The 13,413-nt window shown below is 63.7% G+C and carries 10 protein-coding genes; 4 read left to right on the forward strand and 6 right to left on the reverse strand.

The genetic code is table 11. From position 1 onward, the window contains the following. Positions 1–126: 126 nt before the first annotated feature. The 6 genes from B0G76_RS09140 to B0G76_RS09165 form a co-directional block, all read right to left on the reverse strand. On the reverse strand, positions 127–1,260 hold the full coding sequence (locus B0G76_RS09140) for an amidohydrolase family protein (RefSeq protein ID WP_120291478.1): 1,134 nt from the start codon (positions 1,258–1,260) through the stop codon (positions 127–129). Between the two features lie 29 nt (positions 1,261–1,289). Then, positions 1,290–2,918 carry a cation/acetate symporter ActP gene (actP, locus tag B0G76_RS09145; protein ID WP_120291480.1) on the reverse strand — a complete coding sequence of 543 codons (1,629 nt, stop codon included), beginning with the start codon at positions 2,916–2,918 and terminating at the stop codon, positions 1,290–1,292. A 26-nt stretch (positions 2,919–2,944) separates the two neighbouring features. Then, positions 2,945–3,307: a DUF485 domain-containing protein gene (locus tag B0G76_RS09150; protein WP_120291482.1), complete on the reverse strand. Its 363-nt coding sequence runs from the start codon at positions 3,305–3,307 to the stop codon at positions 2,945–2,947. Between the two features lie 73 nt (positions 3,308–3,380). After that, complete coding sequence (locus tag B0G76_RS09155) at positions 3,381–4,616, reverse strand: FAD binding domain-containing protein (RefSeq protein ID WP_120291484.1); 1,236 nt, start codon at positions 4,614–4,616, stop codon at positions 3,381–3,383. Between the two features lie 2 nt (positions 4,617–4,618). Further along, complete coding sequence (locus B0G76_RS09160; RefSeq protein ID WP_120291486.1) at positions 4,619–5,104, reverse strand: VOC family protein; 486 nt, start codon at positions 5,102–5,104, stop codon at positions 4,619–4,621. A 170-nt stretch (positions 5,105–5,274) separates the two neighbouring features. Beyond that, positions 5,275–5,982, reverse strand: coding sequence for a TetR/AcrR family transcriptional regulator (locus B0G76_RS09165; protein ID WP_120296264.1), 708 nt, complete (start codon positions 5,980–5,982; stop codon positions 5,275–5,277). Positions 5,983–6,311: 329 nt separating this feature from the next. Between B0G76_RS09165 and B0G76_RS09170 the strand changes: the two genes are divergently transcribed. The 4 genes from B0G76_RS09170 to B0G76_RS09185 all read left to right on the forward strand — a co-directional run bounded on the left by B0G76_RS09170 (position 6,312) and on the right by B0G76_RS09185 (position 13,384). Further along, positions 6,312–9,302, forward strand: a complete 2,991-nt coding sequence (locus B0G76_RS09170) for a winged helix-turn-helix domain-containing protein (protein WP_120291488.1) — start codon at positions 6,312–6,314, stop codon at positions 9,300–9,302. A gap of 230 nt (positions 9,303–9,532) precedes the next feature. Then, positions 9,533–11,704, forward strand: coding sequence for an FUSC family protein (locus B0G76_RS09175; protein WP_120291490.1), 2,172 nt, complete (start codon positions 9,533–9,535; stop codon positions 11,702–11,704). Then, positions 11,701–13,200: an efflux transporter outer membrane subunit gene (locus tag B0G76_RS09180; RefSeq protein ID WP_120296265.1), complete on the forward strand. Its 1,500-nt coding sequence runs from the start codon at positions 11,701–11,703 to the stop codon at positions 13,198–13,200. Before B0G76_RS09175 ends, B0G76_RS09180 begins: the two co-directional genes overlap by 4 nt. Continuing rightward, positions 13,184–13,384: a DUF1656 domain-containing protein gene (locus B0G76_RS09185; protein WP_120291492.1), complete on the forward strand. Its 201-nt coding sequence runs from the start codon at positions 13,184–13,186 to the stop codon at positions 13,382–13,384. Before B0G76_RS09180 ends, B0G76_RS09185 begins: the two co-directional genes overlap by 17 nt. The last annotated feature ends 29 nt before the right edge of the window (positions 13,385–13,413 follow it).

The raw sequence follows: 13,413 nt of genomic DNA on the forward strand, positions 1-13,413 counted from the left end.
TAGTTGGCCGCGGTATCAGGCGGCCTCTCACCATGCTTTGAGCATGAGCACGGCGACGAGGGCGCTGCTACGCACGGAGCCGGTGGCGTGCCGGATAGAAACCGTGGCAGCCGATTCGTTTTTTCGTTAGATCTTTAGCAACTGTGCGGCATTGCCGCCAAGAATCAGATTCTTTTGCTCCGGTGGTAATGCAAGACGATCCAGGAACGTGACGGGTTGCTCATAGCCCATATCGAAGCAATAGTCGCTGCCGAGCACCAGCCTGTCGATGCCGATGTTCTGAATCAGAAAGTCCAGCACGGGTCCGGAATGCGAGACCGTGTCATAGCTGAAGCGGCGCAGGTAACTGCTCGGTTTTTGCGCCAGCCGTCGCGTTTCTGGGCGCACCGTCCAACCCGCGTCGATGCGGCCCATCAGGATCGGCAGCGCACCGCCCGCGTGCGGCAACGTAATGCGTAAGCGCGGATGCCGGTCCATCACGCCGCCGAGGATCAGATGCGAACCGGCGATGGCGGTGTCGAACGGATTGCCCAGCAGGTTGCTCAGATAGAAGTCGCCCAGCCGCGCGCCGCCGACCGTCTGCTGCGGATGCAGAAACACCGGCAGATCGAGTTGCTCGATCCGTGCGAAGACCGGCTCGAACAGTGGGTCGTCGAGATCCCGGTTGTTGATGTTGGTGCCCATGTAGACACCGCGCACACCCGGCAACTCCGAAGCGCGTTCGAGCTCGTCGATCGCGTCGTGCGGGTTGAGCATCGGCAGGGTCGCCAGCACCACGAAGCGAGTGGGATGCTGCAGGTGAACGCCGGACGCCGCCGCATTCCACGTTGTCGCCAGCTTCGCATTGAAGGCGCGGTCGGCCCAGTAGACCATGGGCACGCTCAATGACAGCGCCTGCATGTCGACCCCGGATGCGTCCATGTCCGCGAGCCGCTTGTCGATCTTGATGAACTTGAGCGGCAGCGGTCCGAGTCCGCCGGCCGGCGTCTGAAAGCTGAAGCTGGTGGCGTCGCGAGTGAACTTGCCGCCGAATTTCTGCCCCTCGCTGCCTACCAGGTCGCAGTAGCTCTCCGGGTAGTAGTGAGCGTGAATGTCGATCGATCGGACAGCGCCCACGGTGCCCGTGGTGCCCGCCGTACCGATGGCGGGCCCGGTGGTCGAGGCCGATGCCGGCCGTGCCGATGCGAGGCCGCCGGCAAGCGCGGCCATCGTCCCGAGCAGCCGGCGGCGCTTCGGCGAAATACAACACATACAATCCATGAGTCGGTCTCCTATGTCTGTCTTTAGTGTTATCCGTGCTTCACCATGCCGAGCTCGCAGTCCACGAGCTGGTTGCCGTACAACGCACGTTCACGCACGGCACGCGGCGAGCTGTCGGTGATCGAGAAGAAGAACACACCGGCGAAGGCGACGATCATCGAGAAGAGCGCGGGGTATTCGTACGGATAGATCGCATGCGCATGTCCAAGCACCTGCACCCAGACTGTCGGGCTGAGGATCGTCAAGGTCACCGCCGTGATCAGGCCGAGCGAGCCGCCTAGCACCGCGCCGCGCGTGGTCATGCCGCGCCAGTAAATCGAAAGCAGCAGGACCGGAAAGTTCGAGCTGGCCGCAATCGAGAACGTCAGACTCACGATGAACGCAATGTTCTGCTTCTCGAAGGCAATGCCCAGCAGAATGGCGAGCACGCCGAGCACGAGCGTGGTGATTCGCGATACGTGCATTTCTTCGCGGTCCGTGGCGGCGCCGCGGCGAATCACGTTCGCGTACAGATCATGCGAAACCGCCGAGGATCCGGCGAGCGTCAGACCCGCGACGACCGCGAGAATCGTCGAGAAGGCGACCGCGCAGATGAAGCCGAGAAACACGTTGCCGCCTACGGCGTGCGCGAGATGGATGGCGACCATGTTCACGCCGCCGATCACGGCGCCGGAGGCCGTGTGATAGTGCGGATCGGTCGCGACCAGCGCAATCGTGCCGAAGCCGATGACGATGATCAGCGCGTAGCCGATGCCGACAATGCCCGTTGCGTACAGAATGCTTTTTCTGGCGGCCTTCGCGTCGCCCACCGTGAAGAACCGCATCAGGATGTGCGGCAATCCGGCCGTGCCGAAGATCAACGCCAGCCCGAGCGAGACGGCGGACACCGGATCCGACACGAGCCCGCCAGGTCTCATGATTGCGGCATGCTTCGGATGGGCGAGGATTGCCTGCGAGAAGAGCGCATTCAGACTGAAGCCGAAGTGGCTGAGCACCATAAGTGCCATGAAGGCGGCACCCGCAAGCAGCAAGGCTGCCTTGATGATCTGAATCCATGTCGTGGCGAGCATGCCGCCGAAAAACACGTACACGACCATCAGTACACCGACCATGACGACCGCAACCGTATAGTTGAAACCGAACAGCAATTCGATCAGCTTGCCGGCGCCGACCATCTGCGAGACGAGATAGAGCAGCACGATGACGATTGAACTCGAGGCGGCGAAGGCGCGGATCGGCCGCTGTTGCAGTCGATAGGACACGACGTCGGCCAGCGTATAGCGTCCGAGATTGCGCAGTGGTTCGGCAATCAGGAAGAGAATGATCGGCCAGCTGGCGAGAAAGCCGATTGAATAGATCAGTCCGTCATAACCGCTTGTGAAAACCAGCGCGGAAATGCCGAGCAGCGAAGCGGCGGACATATAGTCGCCGGCGATCGCCCAGCCGTTCTGGAAGGCTGTGATCTTGCCACCGGCCGCATAGTGGTCGGACACGCTGTGGTTCTTTTTCGCCGCCCAACGGGTGATGAACAGCGTCGACGCGACGAACAGCAGGAACATGCCGATCGCGATGGGATTGTGCGATCGCGCCGGCGCCGTGCTATCGGCGGCCACGGCGGGCAGGGCGGTGAGCACGCCGACAAGCAGCGCGCCCGACATCAGCCCATGCCATAGGGGATTCCATTTCATTGCCGTACTCCTTGCCGGATTTCATTCACGGCGCGGTCCTGGGTGGTATTGGCTCGCGCGACATACACCGCGACCAGCGCAAACGTGAAGACGAACATGCCGAAGCCGACCGGGATGCCCCACGTTGCCGGAGAACCGTCGACGATCGGCCGGCCGAGCAGCGCCGGTGCGAACGCCAGCGTGAGAATGAAGGCGAAGTACACCGTCAGCATCAGGATCGTGAGCGTCCACGAGAACGTGCGTCGCGCTCGCACGAGTGCGCAAAAGCGCGGATCGTCGAGCAGCGGATTGGCGGGGGGCGGCGGGTCGCCGGCAACGTCTTGCGCGCTGATTGAATAGGTTGAGGCGCCAGGGTTCACTTTGTCTCCTTTCGAAACGACTCTTTTCGGTGCTGCGACCGTGGATGGAACCTGTCGCAAGCACAACGAACATTTAAAAGCGTGCGGGCACGGCGGTCTCGCGCATCACCGCGTCTGGCGTGCGATAGCGCTCGGCCATTTCACGGTCGACCTCGTCTTTCAATTGCGCCTGCATGTAGGCGCCGAGATGGCGTGCGTGCTGAACGATGGCCGCGCCGACCTGCGTGCGCTCGCGGCTGTACTCCGCGAGGGCGTCCTGAACGCCGGTCTGGCGCTTCAATGCGCTGACCAATGCGCTGACAAGGGCCATCGCGTCGCTCGCCGCTTTGGTGACGCCCATGCCGCAGTGCGGCCGCGCGACGAACGCCGCGTCGCCCAGCAAGGCAACCCGGCCGAATGCCATCTGCGGCACTTCAAGGTCGAAGATTGGTTGAAAGAGCGGCTGTGTCGATTTGGTCACCACTTCGCCGAATTGCGGCGCGAGCAGCGTGAGCGCCGCGTCCTCCATGTCGGCGAGCACCTCGCGGCGAATCAGCGTCGGCGGAATGCCGCCCACCCAGCGCTTGCCGGATTCATCGGTCAGCAGGTTCGGCAACTGGATGTCTTCGCTCGTCGCGCGATACCAGACGAAGTTGTAGCGGCGTTCACCCGGGATTGTGCTGTTGCCCTGGCCGGCAACCGGATAGCCGAGAATCTGTTCGTGCGGCGGCAGGCAGAAGGCGAACTTGTCGAACAGCGCCGCGCGCGTTGCCGGCGACAGCGACATTTCGTCGACCAGGCCGCGCCATGCGACATAGCCCGCATACTGAAGCTTCACGTCAGGCAGGAACTGCTCGCGAATCGCCGACTTGAAGCCGTCCGCTGCAATCACGAGGTCCGCGCGCACGACCGTGCCGTCACCGAGCGTCACGCTTGCCTGATCGGCGCCGTCCGCCACCGATACGACTGAGCCGCCGGCATGGTAGTGGACGTCGGGCAATGCCGCGCGCAGCACGTGATACATCTTGCCCCACGCGGTCAGGGTCTGCGGCAGGTCGCGCTCGGACAACACCGCGCCGTTCTGCGCGAAGGTCACGCGCGACTGCACTTTGACGCCGATCGAATCGTCGATTGCGATCCCCGCTGCCGTCATGGCGTCGAATAATTCGGGATGGGTTACGATGCCGGCGCCGCGGCCAGCGAGTTCTTCAGGAACGCGCTCGAATACGTCGACATCCCAGCCATTGCGAACCAGCAGATTGGCCGCAAACAGGCCGCCCAGCGAGCCGCCGACGATGATCGCTTTAAAACGTGTGGAAGATTGGGCCATGGTTACGCTCCTGCGTTGATGGATGCCCGGTCGGCGGCCGGATGGGCTTCGGCCAGACCGGCGACTTCTGCGGCGGGGAAATTCAGTTCGATGGTCACGCCGGACGGGTCCTCGATGAACACCTGATGCAGGCCGAGGCTCGGCACCGTGCGATCGCGCCAGGCGACGCCTTCCGCTTGCAACGTTTTCCACATGTCCTCGACACCCGTCGCAAGAAACGCGATGTGGTCGACCGTGCCGGTTCCGGTGGCGGGCAGTGCCTTGTCGCCGAGATAGGCGGTGAGCCCGGCGGGATTGTCCGGATCGACGCCAATGATGTGGACTGTGCCGAAGTCGGCCTCATCGCCGCCTTTGTAAAGCCACGCGCCCGGAAAATCGAAGGGCGGACGGTAGCCCCGCTTGAAACCGAGAATCCGCTCATAGAAACGGCAGGATTTTTCGAGGTCCATGGTGCGGATCGAGTAGTGCGCAAGTTTTGACACGGGCATAAGGAACTCCTACTATGCTATTTATCGGTCGATTAGTGATCGATGGATAAATTGTAGGCGAGTGCATCGGCGGGAGAAAGCAGCGAATCGGCGGTGTTTACCCTGGAAAACGCAGAGGAGGTTGCGCAATGGGCGATGCAGCGAGCGGCCGGCTGGAGCGCCGGCCGGCGTCAGGCTTTGGTCTTGCTGGGGGCTTTGGTTGCGTGCTTGAGGGCTTCAGGCACGCCATTGAGGAAGGCGTCGACCTGGCGCGCGATGTGATCTTCGACGTTGTCGCTGACCGGCAGCCCGTAGATCCATTTGCGCACGCCGAGATAGAAGATGCTGGCGTGCAGGCTCCAGATCAGCTCGAGGTCGATGTCGCGCTGCTTCGTGCTGGACGAAGCGGGGAGGTCGTAGGACGAGCGGATTTCGGCCATGACCGGCAGGAACACGCGTTCGCGCAGCCGCGACAGATACTTGGAGTTGATGCCTTCGCGCGTCAATCCGGCGAAGATGAAAATCCGGATCCATTCACGCCGCAGGATCACGCCGGCGTACGACGAATAGAACCTGACCATGCGTTCCTGGATCGGCACGGAGCGGTCCTTGATCAGGCTTTCCCAACGCGTGTCCCATTGATAGACCTCTTCGTACACGCGGTCGATCAAAGCTTCCTTGCTCGGGAAATAGCGGTAGAGAAGCGGCTGCGTCACGCCGAGCTGGCGCGCGAGTTCGCGGGTGCTGCCGGAGAAACCGTGCGTGGCGAAATGCTCGACGGCCTTCAGTACGATCTGACGCTCCCGCACTTCGGGGGCAAGGCGGCGCGTGATGCCCTTCTCGTTGTCCTGCACCTCGCTCTTCGACGCTGTGTTGGGCGTCCCTACTTTTCTCGGCATGGTGTGTCCGGTACCCAGGATGTTCGGACGCATCATACAAAGATTACCCCGGTCTGGCTAGGCGAAGGCGTCCTGCGGCCGCGCTTGCCGAGCGTGCCACGGGACGCCTCGGCGCGTGCGCGCAACGGTCGATGGCGACCTCCGGCGCGCTTCGGCCGAATGCGCTTAGTCCAAATTTTTTGAACTATACGTTCAGTTTTTTCCGCGCATGCGATGTCGCCGCTGCTCTAGACTCCGGGGGACTCGACGCTGAGCGTTCTTTCCTCAGTTTTCCCCTTCCGTATTCCCCCAGTTGTTCTTTTATCCGCTGTGTTTGGGATGTTCAGGTAATGATTCACATTGGCCCCCTGCAGGTGGACGTCGAACGTCGGGAAGTGTTTCTCGACGGCCAGCCTGTGCGCCTCGGCAGCCGCGCGTTCGACGTGCTGGCTATCCTGATCGCGGCGAACGGCGGCCTGGTGTCGAAGAACGAAATACTCAGACAGGTCTGGCCGAACGCAATTGTTGAAGAGAATAATCTTCAGGTTCATATGTCGGCGCTGCGCAAGGTGCTGGGCGAAAGCCGCGGACTGATACAGACTGTATCTGGACGAGGCTACCGGCTGATTCCGCGGGCTTCGTCGAGTGCGTTCTCCGGCAGCGGAGAGGATGACGATACGCTCAAGGACGTCATGCAACGCGGGAGCGTGCCCCACAATCTGCCTGTCAATCTGTCGGCGCTGATCGGGCGGGATGAGGCGCTGAACGATGTTTCATTGGCGCTCGCGTCGGCACGTCACGTGACGCTCGTCGGCTCGGGTGGCATCGGCAAGACGCGTCTGGCGGTGGAAGTCGCGCGCGGTTCGTTCGAGCGCTTTCCTGACGGTGTCTATCTGGTCGCGCTCGCTTCGGCCTCCGATGCGAGCAGCGTCCTCGCGGCGTTCGCGACCAGCATCGGCGTGAATCCGGCGAGCGGGCCGCTCACGCTCGCGCGCATCAGCAAGGAGTTCCGCGAGCGGAGCGTGCTGTTCGTGCTCGACAACTGCGAGCATGTGCTCGGTCATGCCGCCGAGCTTGCCGAAGCGCTCCTTGGCGTCGGGCCCGGCGTGCGCGTGCTCGCAACGAGCCGGGAGTCGCTGCGCATCGCGAACGAACACCTCTATTGGGTTGCTTCGCTGCAGGTGCCCGCTCAGGACGAGCACAGTCAGCATGTCCTGCAATGCAGTGCCGTCGAGTTATTCCTGTCACGCGCCCGCGCGATCGACGCGCGTTTTTCATCCGACGAAAAAAGCATCCATCTGACCGGCATGGTATGTCGCCGGCTCGACGGCATACCGTTGGCCATCGAACTGGCGGCGGCGCGCGCGGCGATCCTCGGAATCGCGACACTCGCAAGCCATCTCGACGACCGCTTCAACATGCTGACCGGCGGCAATCGCACCGCGTTGCCGCGCCACCAGACCTTGAAGGCGACGCTCGACTGGAGCCACGCGATGCTCGACGATGCCGAGCGCACGACGCTGCGCCGGCTAGGCATCTTCGCGAGCGGCTTCACGATGGACGCGGCGATTGCGGTTGTGAGCGACGGCGCATTGCGGGACCCCGAGGTAGTCGCGGCGCTCTCCGGGCTGGTGGAAAAATCGTTGGTGGTGAGGGGCATGGCGTGCGGCAGCGCGAGCTATCGCCTGCTGGAAACCACACACGCGTACGCGATGCAGAAGCTCGAAGATAATGGCGAGCAGCGCGTCGTCGCACTCAATCATGCACGCTACTTCGTTGGCCTGCTGGAGCGCGAAGCGCTGAGCCGCGCGGACCCCGCGCGCGCTTTCTCCGACGGCTGGCATCATCGGATGCGCGCGCTGCTCGACGACTTGCGCATGGCGCTGGGTTGGGCGTTATCGCCGAAGGGCGACGCAGCGCTGGGCGAAACGCTGGCCGTGAAAGTCGTCTTCCTTCTCTATGAACTGTCGCTGGTCGACGAATGCTGCGCATGGGCGCGGCGAGCCCTCGATACCGTCGCCGCAACCCACCACGACTCGCGCTCGACCCGTTACCTTCGTGTGCGGATGCAACTGAAGGCGGCCCTTGGGGCGGCTCTCGTCTACGTCAACGGACCGAACGAGGAGACCTTCAGCATCTGGTCCGAGACGCTCGCCTCGGCGATCGCGCTCGGGGATCAGGCGTTTGAAGCGCGCGCATTGTGGGGTATGTGGAACGCCAGTCAATCGTCCGGCGCAGCGCGCAACGCGCTTGCGTTCGCAAGGCGCTTCGAGTTGCTCGCCGCCGAGGAGGACGGCACGGGTTCCGCGGTTCTCGCCTACCGCCTGCTAGGCATCGCGTCGCATTACGCCGGCGATCAACGGCAGGCGCGCGCCTCGCTCGAACAATTTCTGCGGCATAGCGAGGGCTTGCATCAGCGCCTGCCGCTGGGCCAATCCGTCGATCACCGGATCGTCAGCGGCGCGACGCTCGCGCGCGTGCTGTGGCTGCAGGGTTTCCGCGATCAGGCGCTGCGACTCGCGGAGGACAGCGTGGCCGCCGCCTGCGATCAGCAACAGGCGATCGTCACGAGTTATGTGCTGGTCGAGGCGCTCATTCCACTCGCGCTGTTGTCGGACAAACGGGACCAGGCGGCCGACGCGATCGCGTTGCTAAAGGACGTGTCGGCGCGCGCCGGTTTGAGTGTGGCGCAAGCGTGTTGCCGCTGTTTCGACGAATATCTGCATTCGATGAACGATGTGACTCACGAACGTTTGAAGGCTTTCCGCACGGCGCTGGACGATCTGGAGGCGCTCGAGTTCGGTGCGCCGCGCGCCATGCTCGCCGGACAGTACAGCCTGGCGCTTGGCCGTTCCGGTCAGCGGGAAGCGGGCATTGCCGCCGTAGTGCGAGCCCTGGTTCAGTGTGATGAAACCGGTGACCAGTGGTATGCCGGTGAACTCAGGCGCATCCACGGCGAACTGCTGCTGATGGAAGAGTCGGACACGGCCCCGTCAGGAGTCCTCGCGAGGGACGCCGAAGTATGTCTGATCGCAGCGTTGGGGGAGTCGCTGACGCAAGGCTGCCGCTCGCTGCAATTGCGCGCCGCGACCAGCCTTGCCCGGCTTTGGCACGCGCAAGGCCGAAGCGCGGAGGCCGCCCAGCTTCTGAGGTCAGCCTGTTCGAGGCTGACCGAGGGCCTCAACTGGGACGATTTCAAAGCCGCGACTCATTTGCTGCAGATCGCGGCAGCGGCCGGCGAGCAGGCCGCTGCTTGTGCCAACGCCCCTGCCAGCACGGCTGCCAACGCGCCTGCCGAGGCCGTTTCTCCCGACTCGCCGCCGAGCGAAGAAATCAGGTAACACGACCCGGCGGCGTTCGCCCGTACTCGACCAATCCCCTGCGGCGTGCCCCCGCGTGCCCCCCGAGGCACGTCTTTCAGGTGTTTTCAGATCTGTTTCAGGACATTTTCCCGCCACTCCAATAGCTTAAGCGGATTGGATGCGGGCGATCCTCAACGGTAGGGCGATGAGATCCTGGAACCGGCTCGGACCCACGCGCGCCAGCCGCACGCAGAACTGACGGGTAGCTTATGACTTTGCTGACGGACAGCCCAGCCTTGCCGCGATGGCTGGACGAGTTGAAGACGTACTGGAAGGACGACGGCCCCCGGTTCCTGCATATCGCGAAAGTGGCTGCCGCGGCGACTCTCGCGATGGGGCTGTGCATGCGGCTCGAACTGCGCACGCCGGCCACGGCGATGGTGTCGGTCGTCATCGTCATGATGCATCAGCAAAGCGGCATGGTGATCGCGCGCGGTTTCTATCGCGGCCTAGGCATGGTGTGCGGCAGTCTGGCCGGCCTCGTGCTCATCGCCTTGTTTCCGCAACAGCCGCTGCTGTTCCTCGTCGCGCTGGCCGCGTGGATCGGTGTGTGCGTTTTCGGTGCCTCGTACTACCGCAATTTCCAATCGTATGGCTTCGTCCTGACGGGATACGGTACGGCCATCACGGCGATACCGGCCTGGTCCAATCCCTATGGCGTGTTCGACAACGTCGTGTTCACCGTAAGTGAAGTGGTGATCGGCGTGGTGTGTGCGAGTCTCGTCAGCGCGGTGGTGTTTCCGCAGCCTGTCACGCCGGCGCTCTATGCGTCGAGCCGGAGAAACTTCACAAACCTGCTGAACGCGGTGCACGAGATGCTGGGGCGCGCGACCGCGGTCGTGGGTTTCGACACGTTTCTCGACCTGATCCGAGAGCGCGCCGGGGTGGAAAATCTGCGTAGCGGGGCGGTCTTCGAGGACCCGTCGATACGCCTGCACAACCATGTTTTTCTCGATCTCGACCGGAGTTTTCTCGACACGGTCGCGTGGATTCATGCCTTGCATCAATTGAAGGCGCGCGTCGCCGCGGAGGCCGATCCGCGTGCGCTTGCGGCTGTCGACGAACTGATCGGGGCGCTGCTCGCCATCGTGCCGGCCGAGGCGCCGCCGGAGCTGATTACGCTCGACCAGGTCGAGACCTTGTCGAACCGTCTCGATGCGTTCGAGCAGGCCTTGCCCGCGCAGTTGGGCCGGCTGCTCCATTCACTCGCGGATGTGTCGCCGCATCAGCGGCAGTTCGTGGCGACCACCGGCTCCGCGCTGTTCTTTTCGATTGCCGACCTTCGGCTGTACTGCCGAAGCTATCTCGAAGCGCGCAGGGTCGATCGGCTGCCGTGGTCGCAGTCGGTGATTCAGGCCATCGGCGGCATTGGCCGAAGTCGTGCCACGGCCAACCGTACCGCCGCGGTTATCGCCGGCACACGCGCGGCCGTGGCGGTGATGCTGGTCGGCTCGGCATGGCTCGCCTCGGGATGGGTGGGCGGATCGAGCGCAATTGTCGCGGTTGCGATTACGAGCGCGCTATTCGCGCTCGTGCCCAATCCCGCCGCCGCGAGCTGGCAGGTGTTCTGTGGTTGCCTCTCCGGCTGGCTCGCCGGCTTCGCGTTCAACTTTTATCTGCTGCCGCGGGTCGACGGTTTCGTGTTGCTCGCCGCATGTATTGCGATCTTCGTGATGATCGGCAGCTATGTGAATACGTTTGCAAAAACGATGGTGCTGGGGCTCGGTTTCAACATCTATTTCTGCTTCATCGTCGGCATATCGAATCCGACCGTCTACAACCCGAGCGCGTACCTTGACACCGGTTTTGCCTTGCTGTGCGGCATCGCGACGGCGGCCGCCGCGTTTTCGATCATCGTGCCGCGCGCGGGCGACTGGATATCGGCCCAATACCTGAATCAGATTCGCGCGCTGGTGTCGGATAGCGCATGGGATGACGAACTCGACGACCTGCTTTACACGTTCGAATTGAGTCTGCGTGATTTCATCGTGCAGATCGCGTCGGCGCCGGCCGATGCGCGCGTGGACCGCAATCACCTGATCGGATGGGCGTTCGCGGCGCTGGAAATTGGCCGCGCGATGATCCAGATGCGGCTGGACACCGAACAGCTGGCAGACACGCTACCGGCCGGGTGGCCCGACGTGCAGACCGCGTGGCTGGCGGCGCTCGCGAATGTGTTCGCCGTCGTCACGCCGCAGGCCGTCGACGCAGCGCTGGCCGCGACGCGACGCGCGCTGGATACGCTGCCGTTCGCGCAGAGCCTGACGGTCGATGCGACGATGCTCACGCGCTGCCGGATGCGCGCGTTGCTGCATTTCACCGAGCTCACGCTGCTGGACGACACCTTGTCCCTGTGGCAAACAACGGCGCAGCGGGCATGAAACGGAATTGCCTGTGTGCCATTGCAACAGGTCGCTCGGCGGCCGTCGCGCTCGCGTCAGCCTGGCTGTTGGGCGCCTGTATCAACAGCGGCGGCATTCGCACGCAAGCCTCGATGATCGACCCGGCAACGCTCGACCCCGGCGCGGCATTGCGCGCGACCCAGCCCGATGCCGGATGGCCGGCCGGTGGCTGGTGGCGGCAGTGGAACGACCCGCAACTGGACACGCTGGTTCAGGACGCCACCGCCGGCAACCCCGGCTTGCGCGCCGTGGAAGCGCGTATCGACGAGGCGAGATTCCAGGCACAGATTGCCGGCGCCGACGCATTGCCGCAACTCAACGCGGGTGGCACGTTCGAGCGCCGACGTTACGCCCGCTATACGACGCCGGCGCCGCCGGGCGGCACGACGGTGTGGAGCAATGCCATCGAGGCCGATCTGTCCTATGACCTGGATCTGTGGGGCAAGACGCGCGCGCTTCGCGAAGGCGCACTCGACAATGTGCACGCGGCCGCCGCGGACGCGCGCTTCGCGGAAGTCGAACTGCAGACGGCGGTGGTGCGCAGTTACGTGCAACTGGAACTGCAATACGCCTTGCTCGATGTCTACCACGCCGTGCAGGACGAACAGCAGCGCACGCTCGATATCGCGACGCGCCGCTGGCGCGCGGGTGTCGGCAGCCGTCTCGAAGTCAGCCAGGCGACGACCCAGTTCGCCATGAGCACGACACGGGTGCAGCAGGCGCAGCAGCAACTCGCGTTGACCCGACTCAGCATCGCCGGCCTGGCCGGCAAGGGGCCGGGCTATGGCGACGCGCTGCGCCGTCCGGGCCTCGCGCTGAACGTGCCGGTGGCGTTGCCGGCGTCGCTGCCGGCCGAACTGATCGGGCACCGGCCGGATGTGGTGGCGCAGCGCTGGCGCGTGCTCGCGGCGGATAAGCGTATCGATGTCGCGCACGCGGATTTCTATCCCGACATCAACCTGCTGGCAACCGCGTCGCTGGGCTCCGCGGCGACGTTCGGCGGCTTCTTCAACTTTGTGAATAGCAACGGCATGGGGCATGGCGTAGGCGCGGCGATCTCGCTGCCGATCTTCGACGGTGGACGCCGCCGCGGCAATTACGGCGTGGCCGTTTCGTCGCGCGACGCCGCCGTCGATGCGTACAACCAGAGCGTGGTGAACGCAGTGCAGGCGGTTGCGATGCAAGTTGTCTCGCTGCGTTCGCTCGAACAGCAGCAGGCGTCGGTTGAAAACACGCTCGATTCGGCGCGCGCATCGTTCCGGCTCGCCGATACGGGCTACCGCAGCGGCATTACCGAATTCCTGAACGTGCTGGCGGCGCAGAACGAACAACTGCAGCAGGAGGAAAGCCTCGCGCAGATTCAGGCCAAACGCCTCGATTCTTGGGCACTGCTGATGAAGGAGCTGGGTGGCGGTTTCGCCTCGGCGCCGCCCGATCACGAGGCGCAAGGAGTGGACGATGCCCGGCGAAATTGACCTGTTTTCCTTGCTGGTGCCGGGCCTGCTGCCGCTTCTCGTGGGGTGTGTGCTGCTGTTCATCGTGCTCGATCTGGTGCTGGCCCGACTCGGCTTTTATCACTACACGTGGCATCCCGGCCTGTTCCGGGTCGCGTTGTTCGCCACGCTGTTCTGCGGCGCTTCGCTGCTGCTGTTGCAATGAACCTCGAACACCCCAGGTTTCCACGAATT

Source organism: Paraburkholderia sp. BL23I1N1, from assembly GCF_003610295.1.
Classification (GTDB): Bacteria; Pseudomonadota; Gammaproteobacteria; order Burkholderiales; family Burkholderiaceae; genus Paraburkholderia.